The organism is Rhodanobacter sp. UC4452_H20, assembly GCF_052978205.1.
In genome coordinates, this window is the sequence record NZ_CM129662.1 from 3,097,537 (window position 1) to 3,116,457 (window position 18,921).

General features: G+C 69.4%; 20 protein-coding genes. 14 read left to right on the plus strand and 6 right to left on the minus strand.

Annotation, left to right across the window (positions count from 1 at the left end; translation table 11 throughout):
* Positions 1-24: 24 nt before the first annotated feature.
* The 3 genes from atpG (at position 25) to ACVCMC_RS14420 (ending at position 3,093) form a co-directional block, all read left to right on the plus strand.
* Positions 25-942 (plus strand): F0F1 ATP synthase subunit gamma, encoded by a 918-nt coding sequence (gene atpG, locus ACVCMC_RS14410; RefSeq protein WP_395120622.1) that lies wholly within the window; start codon positions 25-27, stop codon positions 940-942.
* A 178-nt stretch (positions 943-1,120) separates the two neighbouring features.
* A complete protein-coding gene (gene atpD / locus ACVCMC_RS14415) occupies positions 1,121-2,554 on the plus strand; it encodes a F0F1 ATP synthase subunit beta (protein WP_395120621.1) in 1,434 nt (477 codons plus the stop codon).
* A 116-nt stretch (positions 2,555-2,670) separates the two neighbouring features.
* Complete coding sequence (locus ACVCMC_RS14420) at positions 2,671-3,093, plus strand: F0F1 ATP synthase subunit epsilon (protein WP_395120620.1); 423 nt, start codon at positions 2,671-2,673, stop codon at positions 3,091-3,093.
* Between the two features lie 24 nt (positions 3,094-3,117).
* On the opposite strand, the gene ACVCMC_RS14425 is transcribed toward ACVCMC_RS14420, so the two are convergent.
* Entirely contained in the window at positions 3,118-3,681 is a 564-nt protein-coding gene (locus ACVCMC_RS14425) for a DUF3016 domain-containing protein (protein ID WP_447097788.1), read from the minus strand.
* Positions 3,682-3,849: 168 nt separating this feature from the next.
* Here ACVCMC_RS14425 and glmU point away from each other — a divergent pair, with 168 nt between their 5' ends.
* Together glmU and ACVCMC_RS14435 are read left to right on the plus strand one after the other, a co-directional pair.
* Entirely contained in the window at positions 3,850-5,244 is a 1,395-nt protein-coding gene (glmU, locus tag ACVCMC_RS14430) for a bifunctional UDP-N-acetylglucosamine diphosphorylase/glucosamine-1-phosphate N-acetyltransferase GlmU (RefSeq protein WP_447097789.1), read from the plus strand.
* A gap of 113 nt (positions 5,245-5,357) precedes the next feature.
* Positions 5,358-5,930: a hypothetical protein gene (locus ACVCMC_RS14435; RefSeq protein WP_395120617.1), complete on the plus strand. Its 573-nt coding sequence runs from the start codon at positions 5,358-5,360 to the stop codon at positions 5,928-5,930.
* A gap of 13 nt (positions 5,931-5,943) precedes the next feature.
* Here ACVCMC_RS14435 and ACVCMC_RS14440 read toward each other — a convergent pair whose 3' ends face one another.
* Positions 5,944-6,936 carry a chorismate transformation enzyme, FkbO/Hyg5 family gene (locus ACVCMC_RS14440; protein ID WP_395120616.1) on the minus strand — a complete coding sequence of 331 codons (993 nt, stop codon included), beginning with the start codon at positions 6,934-6,936 and terminating at the stop codon, positions 5,944-5,946.
* Positions 6,937-7,027: 91 nt separating this feature from the next.
* Between ACVCMC_RS14440 and ACVCMC_RS14445 the strand changes: the two genes are divergently transcribed.
* From ACVCMC_RS14445 to ACVCMC_RS14485, 9 genes are all read left to right on the plus strand, one after another.
* A complete protein-coding gene (locus ACVCMC_RS14445) occupies positions 7,028-7,294 on the plus strand; it encodes a phosphopantetheine-binding protein (RefSeq protein ID WP_395120615.1) in 267 nt (88 codons plus the stop codon).
* Between the two features lie 145 nt (positions 7,295-7,439).
* Positions 7,440-8,159 (plus strand): xanthomonadin biosynthesis protein, encoded by a 720-nt coding sequence (locus ACVCMC_RS14450; protein ID WP_395120614.1) that lies wholly within the window; start codon positions 7,440-7,442, stop codon positions 8,157-8,159.
* Positions 8,156-8,458 carry a hydroxymyristoyl-ACP dehydratase gene (locus ACVCMC_RS14455; protein WP_447097790.1) on the plus strand — a complete coding sequence of 101 codons (303 nt, stop codon included), beginning with the start codon at positions 8,156-8,158 and terminating at the stop codon, positions 8,456-8,458. Before ACVCMC_RS14450 ends, ACVCMC_RS14455 begins: the two co-directional genes overlap by 4 nt.
* Positions 8,455-9,411: an LpxL/LpxP family acyltransferase gene (locus ACVCMC_RS14460; protein WP_447097791.1), complete on the plus strand. Its 957-nt coding sequence runs from the start codon at positions 8,455-8,457 to the stop codon at positions 9,409-9,411. Before ACVCMC_RS14455 ends, ACVCMC_RS14460 begins: the two co-directional genes overlap by 4 nt.
* Positions 9,338-9,994: a LolA-related protein gene (locus ACVCMC_RS14465; RefSeq protein WP_395120610.1), complete on the plus strand. Its 657-nt coding sequence runs from the start codon at positions 9,338-9,340 to the stop codon at positions 9,992-9,994. The genes ACVCMC_RS14460 and ACVCMC_RS14465 overlap by 74 nt, the downstream gene beginning before the upstream one ends.
* A gap of 2 nt (positions 9,995-9,996) precedes the next feature.
* Entirely contained in the window at positions 9,997-12,315 is a 2,319-nt protein-coding gene (locus ACVCMC_RS14470; protein ID WP_447097792.1) for an MMPL family transporter, read from the plus strand.
* Positions 12,299-12,733, plus strand: a complete 435-nt coding sequence (locus ACVCMC_RS14475) for a phosphotransferase (protein WP_447097793.1) — start codon at positions 12,299-12,301, stop codon at positions 12,731-12,733. The genes ACVCMC_RS14470 and ACVCMC_RS14475 overlap by 17 nt, the downstream gene beginning before the upstream one ends.
* 13 nt (positions 12,734-12,746) lie before the next feature.
* Positions 12,747-13,484 (plus strand): 3-oxoacyl-ACP reductase FabG, encoded by a 738-nt coding sequence (fabG, locus tag ACVCMC_RS14480; RefSeq protein WP_447097794.1) that lies wholly within the window; start codon positions 12,747-12,749, stop codon positions 13,482-13,484.
* Between the two features lie 99 nt (positions 13,485-13,583).
* The gene (locus ACVCMC_RS14485) at positions 13,584-14,720 is read left to right on the plus strand and encodes a GGDEF domain-containing protein (RefSeq protein WP_447097795.1); all 1,137 of its coding nucleotides are present in this window, start codon (positions 13,584-13,586) and stop codon (positions 14,718-14,720) included.
* A gap of 37 nt (positions 14,721-14,757) precedes the next feature.
* Here ACVCMC_RS14485 and ilvA read toward each other — a convergent pair whose 3' ends face one another.
* The 4 genes from ilvA to ACVCMC_RS14505 all read right to left on the minus strand — a co-directional run bounded on the left by ilvA (position 14,758) and on the right by ACVCMC_RS14505 (position 18,874).
* Positions 14,758-16,311 (minus strand): threonine ammonia-lyase, biosynthetic, encoded by a 1,554-nt coding sequence (gene ilvA / locus ACVCMC_RS14490; RefSeq protein WP_447097796.1) that lies wholly within the window; start codon positions 16,309-16,311, stop codon positions 14,758-14,760.
* Positions 16,308-16,556, minus strand: a complete 249-nt coding sequence (ilvN, locus tag ACVCMC_RS14495) for an acetolactate synthase small subunit (protein ID WP_395120598.1) — start codon at positions 16,554-16,556, stop codon at positions 16,308-16,310. The genes ilvA and ilvN overlap by 4 nt, the downstream gene beginning before the upstream one ends.
* A gap of 64 nt (positions 16,557-16,620) precedes the next feature.
* Positions 16,621-18,420 (minus strand): biosynthetic-type acetolactate synthase large subunit, encoded by a 1,800-nt coding sequence (gene ilvB / locus ACVCMC_RS14500; RefSeq protein ID WP_447099510.1) that lies wholly within the window; start codon positions 18,418-18,420, stop codon positions 16,621-16,623.
* A gap of 112 nt (positions 18,421-18,532) precedes the next feature.
* On the minus strand, positions 18,533-18,874 hold the full coding sequence (locus ACVCMC_RS14505; RefSeq protein ID WP_395120596.1) for a hypothetical protein: 342 nt from the start codon (positions 18,872-18,874) through the stop codon (positions 18,533-18,535).
* Between the last annotated feature and the right edge of the window lie 47 nt (positions 18,875-18,921).

Below are 18,921 nucleotides of genomic sequence, written 5' to 3' on the forward strand. Positions count from 1 at the left end.
GAGCAAGCATAGCGAGCGAGACAAATGGCCAGCGGACGCGAAATCAAAACCAAGATCAAGAGCACGCAGAACATGCGCAAGGTGACGCGCGCGCTCGAGATGGTCTCGGCGGCCAAGATCCGTCGCGCACAGGACCTGATGCGCGCCTCGCGCCCGTATGCGCGGCTGATGCGCAAGGTGATCGCGCACGTGGCGCAGGCCAGCACGGATTTCAGCCATCCGTTTTTGGTCGAGCGCGACAACGTGGCGCGGGTCGGCTACATCGTGGTGTCGACCGACCGCGGCCTGTGCGGCGGCCTCAACTCCAACCTGTTCCGCCGCCTGCTGCCGGCGATCGCCGAGTGGCAGAAGCAGGGCGTGCAGGTCGACGTGGTGGCGATCGGCCAGAAGGCGATCTCGTTCTTCCGCCGCATCAAGGGCGTCAACTTGGTCGGCACGGTCAGCCACCTGGGCGAGAAACCGCGGCTGGAGCAGCTGGTCGGCGTGATCAAGGTGATGATGGACGCCTACGCGGCCAACGGCCTGGATCGCGTGTTCCTCGCCTACAGCGACTTCGTCAACACCATGACGCAGAAGCCGACCATCGACGCGCTGCTGCCGCTGCCGCTGGTGGCGGCCGAGCTGGAAGCGCATGAGGATGCCGGCGAGTCGGCCTATGCGGGCGTGAAGCTGGAAGCCGGGCACGACTGGGACTACCTCTACGAGCCCGACGCGCAGACCGTGCTGGAGCACGTGCTGGGCCGCTACATCGAGTCGGTGGTGTACCAGGCCACACTGGAGAATCTGGCCAGCGAGCACGCCGCCCGCATGGTCGCGATGAAGGCCGCGTCGGACAACGCAAACAAGGTGATCGACACGCTGACGCTGACCTACAACAAGGCACGCCAGGCGGCGATCACGCAGGAAATTTCCGAGATCGTGGGTGGCGCGGCGGCGGTATGAGTGCGATCGGTCGGGCTGGTTCGATCAGTCTGGCCAGAGCGATCAATTTAACTGGTGCGATCATCCTTGATCGCAGAGCAAGATCAAAAAGCGGCCATCCATGGCCGCACTCCTAGTAAGGGCGACGCTTCGGCGGCGCTTCGATAAAACCTCAAGAGATTCATCCGGAGCTATCAGCATGAGCCAGGGCAAAGTTGTTCAGATCATCGGCGCGGTCGTCGACGTGGAGTTCGCGCGTGACCAGGTGCCGCAGGTGTACGACGCACTCAAGATCGACGGCACCGACATCACGCTGGAAGTGCAGCAGCAGCTCGGCGACGGCATCGTGCGCGCGATCGCGCTGGGTTCCACCGAGGGCCTGAAGCGCGGCCTCATGGCACGCAACACCGGCGAAGGCATCAAGGTGCCGGTCGGCAAGGCCACCCTGGGCCGGATCATGGACGTGCTGGGCAATCCGATCGACGAGGTCGGCCCGATCGAGGCGAAGGATCACTGGGTGATCCACCGCGAGGCGCCGAGCTACGACGAGCAGGCCGCGTCGAACGACCTGCTGGAAACCGGCATCAAGGTGATCGACCTGGTCTGCCCGTTCGCCAAGGGCGGCAAGGTCGGCCTGTTCGGCGGCGCCGGCGTGGGCAAGACGGTGAACATGCTGGAGCTGATCAACAACATCGCCACCCAGCACGCCGGCCTGTCGGTGTTCGCCGGCGTCGGCGAGCGCACCCGCGAAGGCAACGACTTCTACCACGAGATGCAGGACGCGGGCGTCGTCAAAATCGACAACCTGCCCGAGTCGAAAGTGGCGATGGTCTACGGCCAGATGAACGAGCCGCCGGGCAACCGTCTGCGCGTGGCGCTGACCGGCCTGACCATGGCCGAGTACTTCCGCGACGAGAAGGACGAGAGCGGCAAGGGCAAGGACGTGCTGTTCTTCGTCGACAACATCTACCGCTACACCCTGGCCGGTACCGAAGTGTCCGCGCTGCTCGGCCGCATGCCGTCGGCGGTGGGCTACCAGCCGACGCTGGCCGAGGAAATGGGCGTGCTGCAGGAGCGCATCACCTCGACCAAGACCGGCTCGATCACCTCGATCCAGGCCGTCTACGTGCCCGCCGACGACTTGACCGATCCGTCGCCGGCGACCACCTTCGCGCATCTGGACTCCACCGTGACGCTGTCGCGCGACATCGCCTCGCGCGGCATCTACCCGGCGGTGGACCCGCTCGACTCGACCAGCCGTCAGCTCGATCCGAACGTGGTCGGCGCCGAGCACTACGACGTGGCCCGCCGCGTGCAGGGTACGCTGCAGCGCTACAAGGAGCTGAAGGACATCATCGCGATCCTGGGCATGGACGAGCTGTCCGAAGAGGACAAGCAGGCCGTGTACCGCGCGCGCAAGTGCGAGCGCTTCTTCTCGCAGCCGTTCCACGTGGCCGAAGTGTTCACCGGCTCGCCCGGCAAGTACGTGTCGCTGGCCGAAACCATCCGTGGCTTCAAGATGATCGTCGACGGCGACGTGGACCACCTGCCGGAGCAGGCGTTCTACATGGTCGGCGGCATCGACGAGGCGATCAAGAAGGGTGAGGAGATGGGGGCCAAGAAAGCCGCCTGAGGCGGCTTTCGGGAATAGTAAATAGGGAATAGGGAATCGGAATTGCCGCGACCTGCCCGCTTTCACTATTCCCCATTCCCTATTCTCCATTCCCTTCGAGCAAAGCGAGAAATCCCATGACAACCATCCGAGTCGACATCGTCAGCGCCGAGGCCGAGATTTTTTCCGGCGAGGCGACCATGGTCGTGGCGACCGGTGACCAGGGCGAGCTGGGTATCACGCCGCGCCACGCGCCGCTGATCACCCGACTCAAGCCCGGCCATGTCGACGTATTGCTGGAAGGCGGCGAGCGCCAGCAGTTCTATGTTTCCGGCGGCATCCTCGAAGTGCAGCCGCAGGTGGTCACCGTGCTGGCCGATACTGCCGCACGGGCGGCGGACCTGGATGAGGTATCCGCGCAGCAGGCGATGAAGGAAGCGCGCGACGCGCTGGCCAACCGCACCGACGCGATCGAACTGGCCGAGGCACAGACCCGGCTCACCCAGGCGATGGCCCAGTTGCAGGCGCTGGAGCGGCTGCGCAAGAACCTCAAGCACTGAGGCCCCGCGGCCGGATTCCTGCCGCTAGAGGTTTTCCGGCCCGCGGCGCAGCCAGCTGTCGATCAATGCCTTGTCGTAGCGCAGCGGATCGGTATCGCCCACGCGCGCGGCGCCACTCTGCAGGTAGCCCAAGTTGCGCAGCTTGCGCGAACCTTCGCGCACCACCTTGCCGTTGCTGTCGGTCAGTTTGAAGTCGAGATCGATGCGCGGCGGATAGACGTCCTTCATGAAGCGCACGTACCTCAACTGCGGGCCGTGCCAGGGCTCGTAGCCGCCGGCGAGCTTGATGTCGGTGATGTTGACCTCCAGGCGATCGCCGGCCGGCAGCATCTTCGTGGCGCGCTTGATCAGATGGGCCTTCAGCGGCTCCAGGTAGCTCCTCCCGTTGAAGCGGTCCTGCAGGCCGTATTGCCGGGCCTCGCTGAACTCCTCCGGATTGACGTAATTCACGGTGACCCGCGCGCCGGGAACGGGCTCGCCCACGGCGATCGTCGGCGGCGGCGCGGCCGCGGCCATCGCGGGTGCCAGCCCGCCGGCCGTGGCCAGGGCAAGCAGGGCCACGAAACTGCACGGATGGATTCCGGTCATGCGCGTCATGCTGCACCTCGTCTGTTTGCTGCTTGTCGGCGCCAGTCTGTCACGGCGATCGTTGCGCTTTTGTATGCGCCTTCGCAAGCCGCGGCTAGGGCTCGGCCGCACCGGACCGGCGGCATCGGCTGCTATGCTTTTGCTTCGTTCGGAACGGGGTCGCAACCGATGGAAACAACGCCGCTGCACGTGATCATCCTGGCGGCCGGTGCCGGCACGCGGATGAAATCCAATCGCGCCAAGGTGCTGATGCCGCTGGCTGGCAAGCCGCTGCTGGCGCACGTGCTCGCCACCGCGCGAACCTTGCAGCCAGCCGCCATCCACGTCGTCTACGGGCATTGTGGCGAGCAGGTGCGCGCGGCGTTTGCCTCGCAGGACGATCCCGGATCAGAGCCGGGGCAGGCCCTGCATTGGGTGTTGCAGGCTGAGCGGCTCGGCACCGGTCACGCGGTGGAGCAGGCGATCGCCGGCGTGCCGCGCGCGGCACGCGTACTGGTGCTGTACGGCGACGTGCCGCTGACCCGCGCGGAAACGCTGCGCCAGCTGCTGGACGCCGAAGGCGGCTTCAGCCTGCTCACCACGCGGCTGGCCGATCCGACCGGCTACGGGCGCGTGCTGTGCGACGGCAACGGCCACGTGCGCGAGGTGGTCGAGGAGAAGGACGCCGACGCCGGCCAGCGCGCGGTCAACCTGGTCAACACAGGCATCCTGCTGGCCGACGCGCTGGCCTTGCGCGGCTGGCTCAAGCAACTCGATCGCGACAACGCGCAAGGCGAGTACTACCTCACGGACATCTTCGCGATGGCTGCTGCCGAGGGCCGCGGCGCACTCAGCGTCGAGTGCGCCGACCCGGTGGAAGCCGCCGGCGCCAACGATCCCGTGCAACTGGCCGAGCTGGAAGCCGCCTGGCGTCGCCGCGCCGCGCACGCGTTGCTTCGCGATGGCGTGCGCATGGCCGACCCGCTGCGCGTGGAAGTGCGCGGCACGGTCGAGGCCGGCCGCGACGTCGAGCTCGACATCGACGTGATCCTGGAAGGGCGCGTGGTGCTCGGCGACGACGTGCGCATCGGCGCCTTCACTCGCCTGAAGGACGTGCAACTGGCCGCCGGCACCGTGCTGCATCCGCACTGCGATCTCGACGGCGTGGTCACTCACGGCCCGTGCACGATCGGCCCGTTCGCGCGGCTGCGTCCGGGCACCGAGCTGGACGCCGGCGTGCACGTGGGCAACTTCGTCGAGACCAAGAAAGCCCGCATCGGCGAAGGCAGCAAGGCCAACCACCTCACCTACCTCGGCGACACCGTGGTCGGCCGTGGCGTCAATATCGGCGCCGGCACCATCACCTGCAACTACGACGGCGTGAACAAGTTCGTTACCCGCATCGGCGACGGCGCCTTCATCGGCTCCAACTGCGCCCTGGTCGCCCCGGTGAGCATCGGCGCGCAAGCCACCCTCGGCGCCGGCTCGGTGATCACCCGCGACGCGCCGGAAGGCCAGCTGACTCTGGCGCGCGCCCGACAGCAGACGTTCGAGGGCTGGCGGCGACCGGTGAAACAGAAGTGAGGAGCGAAAGCTGAAGGGCCGCTCGCGCTGTTTTCGCGTCACGCGATCTGCGCGCCCGCGACGAGCCCCGTGCGTGTTCCGACCGTGACACTCGGCAAGGAAGGAGGACTGTGATGCAGAAATGGCTGAATGGCTTGATCGTGGTTTCGTCGATTGCGCTCTACGGTTGCGCTGGCGCCGGCTCGACGACAAGTGGCGCCCAGCAACGACAACTGCAATCGCTGCAACTGTTCGCCGCAGACGACACCCCGCGCTTCTCGCTTTACGTGGCATGCACCAGCGACAGCGTCAATTGCGTCAACGTCGGCAACGCGGTTTTCGCCTGGGCTCGCGATCACGACGTGACCGTCCACAACGTGGACTCCGATGATCCGGCGTTCACCGCCACCGCGTCGCGCGCCGCGGAGATCGCCTTGCCGTACCGGGTGGCCATCGACTACCGCCCCTCGGTGGCGCCTGGCTATTCGGCGTCTTCGTACAAGCAGTCCAGCGAGTCCTTTGCGCCGACGGTCGGTTACAGGGCCGTGATCTCGGTATTCCAGGCCGCTACCGGCAAATTGCTCATGCGGTCGCCGGTAAGGAACCAGCAAGCTGCGGATCACGGGAAAACGTCCAATCCCTACGTTCGTTCCCAGATGATCGAGCTGCTGGATTCGCTGGAGCCATCGGCGAAGGACTCCCGATGAAACCGGCGCATCGCTAAACGTAGCGCCAGCCGTCGATCTCGACCAGCAGTTCGCGGCGACAGATGTCGCCGTGCAGCAGCAGCAGGGGTACGCCCGGCAGGCGCTGCCGGAGCGCGTCGCGCACGCGCGGCGCGTCGCCGTCGTGGCGCAGGTAGACCTTGAGCGGTGAATGCGTGTCGAAGCCGGCGCGCATGTCGGCGCTGGCCAGCAGCGCGTCCAGGTTGGTCAGGGTTTCCTCCAGCTGCGCATCGAGGTTGTCGTGGTGGGCCGAGGCATGGCCCACGACCGCGGCGGTGCCGGAAATGGCCAGCGTGTCGCGGGCCGGCAGGAGCATCGCCCGCGCAAAGCTGGGCGGGGTGGGGCCGTATTGCCGCGGGTAGCGCCATGCGCTGACCTGGCGCGGGTTCTCGACCCGGTGGCCGGCCTGCTCGCCGGCCAGCAGGTAGACCTGCAGGCGGTGTTCCGCCGCGAGGTGGCCGATCGCGGTGGCGGCGGGGAAACCTTCGGCGAAGAAATCGCCCATGCCGGCGGCGCGGCCTTCGCAGAAGCGCTTGTAGCGTTCCGCATCGCCTTCGCCGTCGTTGATCGCGCCGATGTAGTTCCACACCCGCAGGACGTGCCGTGCGTCGCGGCCGGCGACGAACCGGTGCAGCAAGTCGTAGGCCTGCTTTGCGGTGGCGCGGGCGCCGCCGTGTTCGCGTTCGTCCAGCTCGACCGCGGCGAACAGCCAGCCGCCGCCGGTCGACCAGCGCAACGCGCCTTCCATGCCGCAGCGCACCGGCGCGTCCACCTGCCACAGTTCCAGCGGCGCGGGGGCATCGGTGCTGGCCAGCGCCACCTGCAGGTGGCGCGGATCGTCACCGGAGGGTACGGCTGGGTCGAAACCGAGCACCGCCAGCGTGCCCGGCGCCTCCAGCAGGGTGGCGACCTCCGCCATGCGATAGGACACCTGCGGCGCCCGCCGCGCCCGAGCTTCCACCTGCGGGTTTTCACATCCCTGGATCATGCTGGCCAACCGGAACGACAAGGCCGCTATGTTACACTCTGCGCCCACTGCCACCGGGGGGAGGCAATGCATCTGGCGTACGGAATCGAGCATGGCGGAACAGACAGAGGCGCAGCACGAGTTGGCCACCCTGGTGGTGGAATGCCTCAACCTCGAGGACGTCAATGCCGAGCAGATCGACCCCGATGCACCGCTGTTCGGGGGCGAACTGGGGCTCGACTCCATCGATGCACTGGAGATCGCCCTGGCCGTCTCCAAGCGCTACGGCTTCCAGCTGCGCTCGGACAACCCGGAAAACCGTCAGATCTTCGCCAGCCTGCGCAATCTGTCGAGCCACGTCGAGCAGCACCGCGCCTGAACGGTCGGTGCGGGATGGAGCGGTCGTGCGGGCTGGTCATGGACGCCTTGGCGCCGCATGGCGCCGCGCTTTCCGCCTTCGTCACGCCACCGTGCGCCACGCGTGGCAAGCTGCCGGTGCCGACCGAGTCGTCGCGGAATCGCGCATGAAATCCGCCGTATCCCCCCATGTTCCGACCTCGCGGCGCCACGCCTTGTGGTTGCTGCTCGCCTATCCGGTGTTCGCCATCGCCGGGGTGGTCACCCATCGGCCGATCTTCGCGCTGCTGGCGCTGGCGGTGCTGGCCAGCGTGCTGATGCTGCCGCGGCTGCAGTCGCGCCGACCGCTGCCGTGGTTGCTGTGGCTGCTGATGCTGGCCGGCGTGTGGCTGGCCTCGCGGCTCGGGCTGGCCGACCTGCTGCTGGAGGCGGTGCCGATCCTGATCAACGTGGCGCTGGCATGCTGGTTCGGCCGCAGCCTGCTCGGCGGCGAGCCGCTCGTGGCGCGTTTCGTGGTGGCGATCGAGGGTGCCGAGCGGCTGCGCGAGCCCGGCGTGGCGCGCTATGCGCGGCAGATCACCTGGTTCTGGACCGTGCTGCTGGCGGCGCAGGCGCTGCTGTTGACCGGCCTGCTGCTGTTCGCCGCACGCGACGGGCTGCTGCCGCGCCTCGGTGTGACGTCGGCGTGGTCGGTGCCCGAGCGCTGGGCCTCGGCATGGCTGCACGTGGGCTGCTACCTGCTGCTGGGCGCGGCGTTCCTGCTGGAGTACGCCTGGCGGCGCTGGCGCCTGCGCCATCTCAGCCACCCCGGCCTGCACGACATGCTGCTGAAACTGGCCCTGCGCTGGCCGCAGCTGCTGCACGGCAACGGCGGCGTCTCGCCATGAGCGGGTACGCACAGGCGTTGCAGTTCGCGGCCGATCATCCGGCCTTGCCCGGTCACTTCCCGGGACAGCCGCTGGTGCCCGGCGTGTTGCTGCTGGAGCAGCTGGCGCTGGCGCTGCGCGCGTGGCGCGGCCAGCGGCTGGTGCGCGTGCCGGAGGCGAAATTCGTGGCGCCGCTGCGGCCCGGCGAAGCGGCCCGGCTGGAACTGATGCCCCTCGCGGCATCGGCTTCGCGGGTCCGTTTCCGCATCGAGCGCGACGGCATGCTGCTGGCGCGTGGCGTCATCGAGGGCGAGGCATGAGCGACAGCGAACACTGGCAGAGCCGGCCCGAGGGCGGCGGCCGCTTCGCGCTGTGGCTGATCCGCGCGATTGCCCTGCATGGCGGGCGCCGGCTGGGTCGCTGCTGCCTGTATCCGATCACGCTGTACTTCTACTGCCGCCGCGGGCCGGAGCGCCGGGCTTCGGCGCACTACCTGCAGCGCGTGTTCGGTCGCCCGGCCACGCCATGGCAGGTGCTGAAGCACATCCACTGTTTCGCCGCCACGATCATGGACCGGATCTTCCTGCTCGCCCGCGGCGAGCAGCCGTTCCAGTTCGAGACGCAAGGCCTGGACCTGCTGGAACAGCGCGCTGCGCTGGGCCGCGGCGTGTTGCTGCTGGGTTCGCACCAGGGCAGCTTCGAGGCGCTGCGCGCGATCGGCGCGCGCCGGCCCGAGCTGCCGCTGCGGGTGGTGCTGGACAAGCAGAAGACCCCGGCGATGACCGAGCTGCTGGAGGCGCTGGCGCCGGAGGTGGGCGCCTGCGTGATCGACGCCGCGCAGGATGGCACCTCGATCGCGCTGGCCATGGCCGAAGCCTGCCAGCACGGCGCGCTGGTGGCGATGCTGGCCGACCGCGGCCGCGGCCACGAGGTGCTGCGCCGCGTCGACCTGCTGGGCTCGCCGGCGCCGTTCCCGGTCAGCCCGTGGTTGCTGGCGCATACGCTCAAGGTGCCGGTGGTACTGTGCTTCGGGCTTTACCTCGGCGGCAATCGCTACCGGCTGGTGTTCGAGCCGTTCAGCGAACGAGTGGAGATTCCCCGGCATGATCGGGGGCCGGCGCTGGACGCCCTGCTCGAGCGCTACGCGCAACGGCTGGAGCACTACATCCGCGTCGCTCCCTACAACTGGTTCAACTTCTATGATTTCTGGCAAGACCCGCCTGCTGCTGAACCTGCTGCTGCCGTGCTGGGCGGTCACCGCGTGGGCGTCTGAACCGGCGGTCGCGGCCACCTCGACCCAGGCCGTGATCGCCGGCCTGCGCCAGCCGGCACCGGCGCACACCGCGTTCGCCGAGGCGCGTTTCCTCAAGATGCTGGATCGCCCGCTGGTGGTCTCCGGGCAACTGTCCTGGCTGGGCGACGACCGCCTGCAGCGGCGCGTCGAGCACCCTCGCGCGGAGACCGCCACGATCGCCGACGGCGAAGTGACCCAGCAGCGCGACGGCAAGCCGGCGCGGCACTTTTCGCTCAAGCGTGCGCCGCAGCTGCAGGTGCTGCTGGACAGCTTCGTTGCCTTGCTCGGCGGTGATGCTGCCCGCTTGGAGCAGGCGTTCGAGATCCAGCGCGAAGGCGATGCCGCCGGCGCGTGGACGCTGACCCTGGTGCCGCGCGACGCCCACGTGGCGAAGACGGTCGCGCGCATCCGCATCGACGGCGTGGGCGACCAGTCGCGCTGCATGCACATGCAGGAGGCCGACGGCGACCTGGCGGTCGACCTGCTTGGTCCGCTCGCCGAAAAGATGCCGGCCGAACCGACCCGCGCCGAGCTGCAGGCGCTGTGCACGGGTTCGCCCTGAACATGCACCGCGGCGCCCGCGCCACGCTGCTGGTCACCTGGCTGCTGGCGCTGGCCGGACTCGGCTGGATCGTGAGCCAGCGCCTGCACGTCAGCAGCGACCTGCGCAGCTTCATGCCCGCGCCGACCACGCCGGACCAGCGCCTGCTGATGGAGCAGGTGGGCGAGGGGCCGGGTTCGCGCCTGCTGCTGCTGTCGATCTCCGGCGCTTCCGACGGGCAACTGGCCGGCTTGAGCCAGGGCCTCGCTGCCGTCCTGAAAAAGGACGCGCGCTACAGCCAGGTGCTCAACGGCAGCTTCGACCTCGCGTCGCTCGATCCCCGGTTGCTGCCGTATCGCTACCTGCTCTCGCCCACGCTGGACACGCAGCCGCTGGACGAGGCCTATCTCGCCGATCAGTTGCAGCAGCGGCTGGACGACCTCTCCTCGCCGGCCGCCAGCCTGCTGAAGAACCTGCTGCCGCGCGATCCCACGCTGGAGACGCTGAAACTGGCCGAGCGCTGGGCGCCGGCGAAATCGCCCCAGCTGCGCGACGGCGTGTGGTTCACCCCGCAGCACGAAGCGTTGCTGCTGGTGCAGACCGTGGCCGCCGGCTTCGACCCCGGCGCGCAGCAGCAGGCGATCGACGGCATCCGCGAGGCGTTCCACGCGTTGCCCGGCAGTGCCGACGCGCGGCTGGAACTGAGCGGTCCGGGCTACTTCAGCGTGGTGATCGGCGCGCAGACGCGGCACCAGGCCGACTGGATCGGGCGCATCTCCACCGTGGGCTTCATCGCGCTGCTGCTGCTGGCCTATCGCAGCGTGAGCTCGCTGCTGCTGTCCGCGCTGCCGATCGCCAGCGCCGCACTGGCCGGCATCGCCGCGCTCACCCTCGTGTTCAGCGAAGTGCACGGCATCACCCTGGCGTTCGGCTTCACCTTGCTCGGCGTGGCGCAGGAATACCCGATCCGCGTGCTCAGCCACCGCCGCGCCGGCGAGGACGCGTTGCAGAGCGTGCGCGACCTGTGGCCGCTGCTGCTCACCGCGATCGCCTCGGCCTGCATCGCCTACCTGGCGTTCTACGCCTCCGGCGTGGCCGGGCTGCAGCAGTTGGCGGTATTCACCATCGTGGGGTTGCTGGTGGCGGGCCTGAGCACGCGCTACCTGCTGCCGCATCTGTTGCCGCGGCGCGTGCGCGACGTGGCCGCGATGGGCTGGTTGATCCGTGCTCGCGGCTGGCTCGACCGGCTGCCGCGCCCGCGCTGGATTCCGCTGCTGGTGGCGCTGGCGATCGCTGCGATGCTGGCGCTGGCGCCGGGCCCGTTCTGGCAGAACAACCTCGCTGCACTGACGCCGGTGCCGAGCGCGTTGTTGCAGCACGATGCGCGTCTGCGCCAAGCGCTGGGTGCGCCGGACGTGCGTTACCTGCTGTTGTTGCAGGCACCCACCGAACAGGGCGTGCTGGCGCTGTCGCAATCGCTGCAGCCGCAGGCCGATGCGCTGGTGGAGCGGCACGCAGTCGACGCGATCGAGCTGCCCTCGCGCTACCTGCCTGCCGTGGCGCAGCAGCGCGCGCGGCAGCAGAAGTTGCCCGATCGCGCCATGCTCGAACATGCGCTGGCCGGGGCGCTGCAGGGCATGCCGTTCCGCGCCGACCTGTTCCAGCCGTTCGTCGATGACGTGGAAACCGCACGCGCGCTGCCGCCGCTGACGCCCGAGCGCTACGCGCAGACGCCGCTGGGCCAGCGCCTGGCCGCGATGCTGGTGCAGCGCGATGGCCACTGGCTGGGCCTGGCCACGGTCAGCGGCGTGCATGACGTCGCCGCGCTGCAGACGCTGGGCGCGGACCGCGGCGGCGCGGTGCATCTGCTTGATCTCAAGGCCGCCTCCGAATCGCTGGTGGCCGCCTATCGCACGCGCATCCTGCAGGCGCTGCTGGCGGCCGGACTGCTGCTGGTGGTGACGATCTCGGTCGCCCTGCGCAGCGCGCGCCGCGCCTGGCACGTGCTGGCGCCGATGACGCTGGCAACCTTCCTGGTGCTCGCGGTCGAACGCGTGGCCGGCATCGAGATCTCGCTGTTCCACCTGGTCGCGCTGATCCTCGCCGGCGGCCTGGGCCTGCATTACGCGCTGTTCTTCGAGCGCGACACCGGCGACCCGGCCGAGCAGCGGCGCACCTTGCACGCCACCCTGGTCTGCGTGCTGTCCGCGCTGCTGGTGTTCGGCATGCTGGCGTGGGCGACGATTCCGGTGTTGCGCGCGATCGGGCTCACGGTGAGCCTGGGCGTGGCGTTCCACTTCTGCCTGTCGATCCTGATGGCGCCGCATGCTCGACAAGACTGACTGGGCCCACCTCATCCCGCACGCCGGCCGCATGTGCCTGCTCGATGCGGTACTGGCGTGGGACGAGCGCGGCATCCACGCCATCAGCGCCGGTCACGCGCGCCTGGACAACCCGCTGCGCGGCGAGCGCGGCCTGCACGCGGTGCACCTGGCCGAGTACGGTGCACAGGCGATGGCCGTGCATGGCGCATTGCTGGCGCGCGAGCGGGGCCATGAAACGGTGCGCCCCGGCTGGCTGGTCAGCCTGCGCGAGGTGGACTTGTTCGCGGAACATGTCGACCATCTGGATGGCCGTCTGGACGTCCATGCCGAATGTCTGTACGCCGACGACGGCGGCGCCCAGTATGCGTTCCGCGTCGAGCACCAAGGCCGCCTGCTGTGCCGCGGCCGCGCCGCGGTGATCCACCCCCAATCCTGATTCGAGGTCGCCCATGCCCACTCCCACCTCCCTGCGACGCGCCCTGGTCACCGGTGGCAGCGGCGAGCTTGGCGGCGCCATCGCCCAGGCACTGGCCGGCGGCGGCTACCACGTGATCGTGCACGCGAACCGCAGCCTGCATCGCGCAGAGGCGGTGGTCGGCGAAATCGTCGCCGGCGGCGGCAGTGCACAGGCCACCGCCTTCGACGTGAGCGACGCCGAGGTCACCCGCGCGGCGCTGGACGTGCTGCTCGGCGAGGGCTGCATCCATGCGGTGGTCAACAACGCCGGCATCCACGACGACGCGCCGATGGCCGGGATGAGCTCCGAGCAATGGCACCGGGTGATCGACGTGAGCCTGCACGGCTTCTTCAATGTCACCCAGCCGCTGCTGCTGCCGATGGCGCGCGCGCGCTTCGGCCGCATCGTGTCGATCAGCTCGGTCGCGGCGCTGCTGGGCAACCGCGGGCAGACCAACTACGCCGCCGCCAAGGCTGCGCTGCATGGCGCCAGCAAATCGCTGGCGCGCGAAATGGCTTCGCGCGGGATCACCGTCAACGTGGTCGCGCCTGGCGTGATCGAGGGGCGCATGGCCGACGCCGCGTTCCCGCCCGAACGCATCCGCGAGCTGGTGCCGGCCCAGCGCGCCGGCACGCCGGAGGAAGTGGCGGCACTGGTGGCGTTCCTGTGCTCGGAGGCGGCCGGCTACATCAACGGCCAGGTGATCGGGGTAAACGGCGGGATGGCCTGATCCCGCGCTAAAGACTGCCCCCGCGGGGCCGATACCGACACTGGAGGGCCCAGTCGGGTCCCCGCAACCGAGTCCGGGCGCGTGGCGCCGGGAGTGTCCGTGATCGAGCACGAATTCATCGAGGAAGACAGCCTGGAGCTGGCCGACCCGTGCAGCGAGGTGCTGACGGCGCGGCCGGTGGCCGTCGAGGCGCCCGACGAATGGCGCGTGCTCGATTCGCTGGCGGCGCTCACCCATCACCGCGATCTCGACGCGCTGGACCACAGCCTGGTGCTGACCCTGGCCGAACTGACCGGTGCGCGCCGCGTGACCCTGGCCAAGTGCTTCCCCGAGGACAGCGCGCTGGAAAGCGTGGTGTGCTGCTCGCCCGACAGCGTCGGCGCGTACCAGGTGCATCCGCTGGAACCGGAATGCCTGGGTGCGGCGCTGGGCCCGATCCATCGCTGCCTGCAGGACATGCAGGCGCAGACCGAAACCCGCAACGGCCTGCATCGCCAGTTGGTGCCGATCGTGCGTGAAGGGCATGCGATCGGTGCGCTGCAACTGGACAGCGCGCTGGCGCCGCTGCGCAGCCGGTCGCTGATCGACGGCTTCGCGCGCATCTACGCCAACTACACCGCGCTGCTGCACGAGAGCGAGCACGACAAGCTGACCGGCCTGTACAACCGGCGCAGCCTGGAGCGCCAGCTGCAGCGGATGCTGCAACTGCGCGATACGCCGCTGCGGCCGTATCCGCTCGCCGTTCCGCCCGCGCAGGAGCAGCGCGCGGCGCCGGCCGGCGAGGCGGCGCAGGTGTGGCTGGCGATCGTGGACATCGACCATTTCAAGCACATCAACGACAATTTCGGCCACGTCTACGGCGACGAGGTGATCCTGCTGCTGGCACAGCAGATGCGCGCCTGCTTCCGTCGCGGCGACGTGCTGTTCCGCTTCGGCGGCGAGGAGTTCGTGGCCCTGTTCAGCGCCACCGACGAGGTCACCGTGCACGGCGTGCTGGAACGCTTCCGCGCGCACGTTGCCCGCTTCGCCTTCCCGCTGGTCGGTCACGTCACCATCAGCATCGGCTACTCGCGCATCGGCGCGCACGACTACCCCGCCGTGGCGCTCGACCGCGCCGACCAGGCGCTGTATTTCGTCAAGCAGCACGGCCGCGACGGCGTGCGCGGCTACGAGGAACTCGGCGCCTGCGGCGCACTCGGCCGTGGCCTCGCCGCGGGCAGCATCGACCTGTTCTAGCCGCCCATCCTTCGGCCGTCCGCAGGACGCTTCCCGCTCACGTGCGCAGCAGCAAGCGGTAGGCCGGGTGCGCGCTGTCGTCCACGTGCGGGTAGCCGAGCGTGGCGAGGAACCGCGCGAACAGGGCGTGTTCGGCGGCCGGCACCTGCAGGCCGACCAGGATGCGGCCGTGGTCGGCGCCGTGGTTGCGGTAGTGGAACAGGCTGATGTTCCAGTCCGGGTGCAGCTGGTCGAGGAAGTGCACCAGGGCGCCGGGGCGTTCGGGGAATTCGAAGCGGTACAGCAGTTCGTCGCGGGCCAGCGGCGAGCGGCCGCCGACCATGTGGCGCAGGTGCAGCTTGGCCAGTTCGTCGTCGGTGAGGTCGAGCACGGCGAAGTCCTGCGCATGGAAGGCGGCGACCAGCGCCTCGCGTTCGGCGCGGCTGGCGATCTGCACGCCGACGAAGATGTGTGCGCTGTGCGTGTCGCCGATGCGGTAGTTAAACTCGGTGATCTGGTGCCGGCCCAGCGTGGCGCAGAAGCGGCGGAAGCTGCCGCGCTCCTCCGGGATGGTCACCGCGAACACCGCCTCGCGCTGCTCGCCCAGCTCGGCGCGCTCGGCGACGAAGCGCAGGCGGTCGAAGTTCATGTTGGCGCCGGAGACGATCGCCACCAGCGTGCCGTCGTCGCCGGGGTGCGCGGCGGCGTACTGCTTCAGCCCGGCCAGGGCGAGTGCGCCGGCGGGCTCGGGCACGCTGCGGGTGTCGTGGTAGATGTCGCGGATCGCCGCGCAGATCGCGTCGGCATCCACCCGCAGCATGGCATCGACGTGCTGCCGGCACAGCGCAAAGGTCAGCGCGCCGACCTGCTTCACCGCGGTGCCGTCGGCGAACAGGCCCACCTCGTCCAGCACCACGCGCTCGCCGCGCTCCAGCGAGCGCGCCATCGCGTCCGAATCCGCCGCCTGCACGCCGATCACCTGCACCGCAGGCCGCAGCGCCTTGATGCACGCGGCCACGCCGGCGAGCAGGCCGCCGCCGCCGACCGGCACGAACACCGCCTGCAGCGGGCCGGGGTGCTGGCGCAGGATCTCCAGCGCGATGGTGCCCTGGCCGGCGATCACCGCCGGGTCGTCGAACGGATGCACGAACACCGCAGCGCGCTCGGCTTGCAGTTGCGCGGCGGCGGCCTGAGCCTCGCTGTAGGAGTCGCCGGCCAGCAGCACCTCGACCATCGCGCCGCCGAAGCGGCGCACCGCATCCACCTTCACCTGCGGCGCGGTCACCGGCATCACGATGGTGGCTCGGATACCCAGCTTCGCCGCGGCCAGCGCCACGCCTTGCGCGTGGTTGCCGGCCGAGGCGGCGATCACGCCACGCGCGCGCTGTGCCGCATCCAGCTGCACCATGCGGTTGTACGCGCCGCGCAGCTTGAACGAGAACACGCTCTGCTGGTCCTCGCGCTTGAGCAGTACGCGCCGGCCAAGCCGTGCGCCGAGCAACGGCGCCTCGTCCAGCGCCGATTCGCGCGCCACGTCATGCACGCGGGCGCCGAGGATCTGCGCGAGCAGGGCGTCGTCGCCGTCGAGCGGCAGTGGCGCGGCTGCATTCACGCGGCGAGCGCGGCGGCCGGGTGCGCCACCTGCAGCACGTCCACCAGCTTGCGCGTCTGCTGCATGATCCGGCCCAGCCCGGCCTCGTCGCATTGCACGGTGAGGACCAGCCGCGACACCGACGGGTCGTGCGTGGGGCCGACGGTCAGCGTGTCGATGTTGTAGCCGCGCGCGGCAAACAGCCCGGCCACGCGCACCAGCGCGCCGGCTTCGTTCTGCAGCAGGATGGACAGGGTGTGGTTCATGGCGATGCTCCGTGGGTGGTCCCTTTCCCTGCGGTCTCCGGAGGGAGAAGGGAAAATCAAAAGCTCAGAACATGTGCGACGTCGCGCCTTCGTCCACGGCTGCCGCCTTGCGCGAGGCGATGAAATCGCCGGTAATCATCTGCGCGTAGCTGGCGCCGGGGCCGACCATCGGGTACACGCCGGCGTCCGGGTCGATCACCACTTCGAGGAAGGCCGGGCCGGCGAAGGCGAGGAAATCGGCGACGGTCGCCTCCAGCGCAGCCGGCTGGTCGAGTCGTCGCGCCCAAGCGAATCCGTCGGCCTGCGCGGCGAGCACGAAATCCTTCTTGTGCAGGCTCTTGTCGGAGCCGGCAAAGCGACCCTTGAAATACAGCCGCTGCCACTGCCGCACCATGCCGTCGCCGCTGTTGTTGAGCACCACGACCTTCAGCGGCAGGCCGTAGGTGGTGACGGTTTCCAGCTCGCCGATGTTCATGCGGATGCTGGCGTCGCCGTCGATGTCGATCACGAGCTTGCCCGGGTGCGCGAACTGCGCGCCGATCGCCGCGGGCAGGCCGAAGCCCATCGTGCCCATCGAGCCGGAGGTGAGCCAATGCCGTGGCGCGCGGAAATCGAAGTACTGCGCCGCCCACATCTGGTGCTGGCCGACGCCGGTGCTGATGATCGCGCGGCCCTGCGTGTGGCGGTTGAGCGCCTCGATCACCGCATATGGCTGGATCAGCGCGCTGGCGCGGTCGTAGTCCATGGCGTGCGTGCGCTTGAGCCCGGCCACGTGCGCATGCCACGCGGAGAGCTGCGGCGCGATGGCGTGCGCGCGGCCGTACGCGGTGAGCCGTTCCAGCGCGCGCGTGAGCGGGCCGACGTGGTGCCAGTCCACGCGCTTGACCTTGCCGATCTCGGCCGGGTCGATGTCGATCTGCGCGATGAACTTCGCGCCCGGCGCGAACCTGTCCGGCACGCCGGCCACGCGATCGTCGAAGCGCGCGCCCAACGCCAGCACGAAGTCGCAGTCTTCCACCGCGTAGTTCGCATAGGCGGTGCCGTGCATGCCGAGCATGTGCAGCGCGCGCGGGTCGGCGGTGTCGAACGCGCCCAGGCCCATCAAGGTGGTGGTGACCGGCAGCCCGAAGGCGTCGACGAAGTCGCGCAGCGCCGTGCTGGCCTCCGCCGCGATCACGCCGCCGCCGGCGTAGATCAGCGGTCGCCGCGCCTGAGCCAGCGCGGCAAAGAACGCCGCGCAGTCCGTGTCGGAGAGGCTGGCCTGCTCCACCGTGCGCAGCCGCGAGCGATAGCCGCCGAGCAGCAGTTCGCCGCTGCCGTGCCAGTCGATCGCGGCGTTCTGCACGTCCTTGGGCACGTCCACCACCACCGGGCCGGGGCGGCCGCTGCGCGCCAGGGTGAACGCGGTGCGCACGGTCGCCTCCAGCTGCGCCGCATCGGTGACCAGGAACACGTGCTTGGCGCAGGCGCCCATGATGTTGCTGACCGGCGCCTCCTGGAACGCGTCGCTGCCGATCGAGGCGGTGCCGACCTGGCCGCAGATCACCACCAGCGGAATCGAGTCGGCCATCGAGTCGCGCACCGGCGTGACCATGTTGGTCGCACCCGGGCCGGAGGTGACGATGGCCACGCCGACCTTGCCCGAGGCGCGCGCGTAGCCGGCCGCCATGAACCCGGCGCCCTGCTCGTTGGCCGGCACCACCAGCGGCATCGACTCGCCGCCGTCTTCGCGGGGGTGCAAGGCGTTGTGGCGGAACACCGCGTCGTACACCGGCAGGATCGCGCCGCCGGAGTAGCCGAAGATCACCTCCACGCCCTCGTCGGCGAGCACCTGCACGATCGCCTCGGCGCCGCTGGCCGGCACCGCGACGGGTGAGGGATGGGCGACGGCGACGGCCGCGCTGGCGGGTGGGGAAGAGGTGGTCACGATGACTCCTGGCGATGCCGGTCGGGCCGGCGGGTCGAAGAGGTGCGGCTCAGTTGCGGATCAGTTCTTCCGCGGCGCCCTGGTGCACGGGCACGCCGTAGGTCGAGATGATCCGCAGCTCCTGCGCCACGGCGGAGAAGTTCTCCCACGCGATGCCGTTGACGTCGGCCTCGCAGGTGAAGCCGCGCGCGTCGTCGTCCTCGAAACCCACGTGGCGCAACTGTCCGGCGTGCGCGGGTTCGCGGCTGATCGAGAAGTTGAGCTGGTCGGTACGCCACAGGGCGTAGCTGCCGGGCACCAGCGCGTGCGGCGGCTGGCCCAGGCGGGCGCTGTAATCGGCGACGGAGGCGTCCAGGTCGGCAACGGCCAGGGCGATGTGGAAGCGTTTCATGGCAAACCTCGTGATGTCGGGACAAGTCATTCGGGTCGCCGGCGAAG

Excerpts from the sequence above, each read along its gene's own strand:
- atpG (WP_395120622.1), top strand. The coding sequence starts at position 25 with ATGGCCAGCGGACGCGAAATCAAAACCAAGATCAAGAGCACGCAGAAC.
- atpD (WP_395120621.1), top strand. The coding sequence starts at position 1,121 with ATGAGCCAGGGCAAAGTTGTTCAGATCATCGGCGCGGTCGTCGACGTG.
- ACVCMC_RS14420 (WP_395120620.1), top strand. The coding sequence starts at position 2,671 with ATGACAACCATCCGAGTCGACATCGTCAGCGCCGAGGCCGAGATTTTT.
- ACVCMC_RS14425 (WP_447097788.1), bottom strand. The coding sequence starts at position 3,681 with ATGACCGGAATCCATCCGTGCAGTTTCGTGGCCCTGCTTGCCCTGGCC.
- glmU (WP_447097789.1), top strand. The coding sequence starts at position 3,850 with ATGGAAACAACGCCGCTGCACGTGATCATCCTGGCGGCCGGTGCCGGC.
- ACVCMC_RS14435 (WP_395120617.1), top strand. The coding sequence starts at position 5,358 with ATGCAGAAATGGCTGAATGGCTTGATCGTGGTTTCGTCGATTGCGCTC.
- ACVCMC_RS14440 (WP_395120616.1), bottom strand. The coding sequence starts at position 6,936 with ATGATCCAGGGATGTGAAAACCCGCAGGTGGAAGCTCGGGCGCGGCGG.
- ACVCMC_RS14445 (WP_395120615.1), top strand. The coding sequence starts at position 7,028 with ATGGCGGAACAGACAGAGGCGCAGCACGAGTTGGCCACCCTGGTGGTG.
- ACVCMC_RS14450 (WP_395120614.1), top strand. The coding sequence starts at position 7,440 with ATGAAATCCGCCGTATCCCCCCATGTTCCGACCTCGCGGCGCCACGCC.
- ACVCMC_RS14455 (WP_447097790.1), top strand. The coding sequence starts at position 8,156 with ATGAGCGGGTACGCACAGGCGTTGCAGTTCGCGGCCGATCATCCGGCC.
- ACVCMC_RS14460 (WP_447097791.1), top strand. The coding sequence starts at position 8,455 with ATGAGCGACAGCGAACACTGGCAGAGCCGGCCCGAGGGCGGCGGCCGC.
- ACVCMC_RS14465 (WP_395120610.1), top strand. The coding sequence starts at position 9,338 with ATGATTTCTGGCAAGACCCGCCTGCTGCTGAACCTGCTGCTGCCGTGC.
- ACVCMC_RS14470 (WP_447097792.1), top strand. The coding sequence starts at position 9,997 with ATGCACCGCGGCGCCCGCGCCACGCTGCTGGTCACCTGGCTGCTGGCG.
- ACVCMC_RS14475 (WP_447097793.1), top strand. The coding sequence starts at position 12,299 with ATGCTCGACAAGACTGACTGGGCCCACCTCATCCCGCACGCCGGCCGC.
- fabG (WP_447097794.1), top strand. The coding sequence starts at position 12,747 with ATGCCCACTCCCACCTCCCTGCGACGCGCCCTGGTCACCGGTGGCAGC.
- ilvN (WP_395120598.1), bottom strand. The coding sequence starts at position 16,556 with ATGAACCACACCCTGTCCATCCTGCTGCAGAACGAAGCCGGCGCGCTG.
- ACVCMC_RS14505 (WP_395120596.1), bottom strand. The coding sequence starts at position 18,874 with ATGAAACGCTTCCACATCGCCCTGGCCGTTGCCGACCTGGACGCCTCC.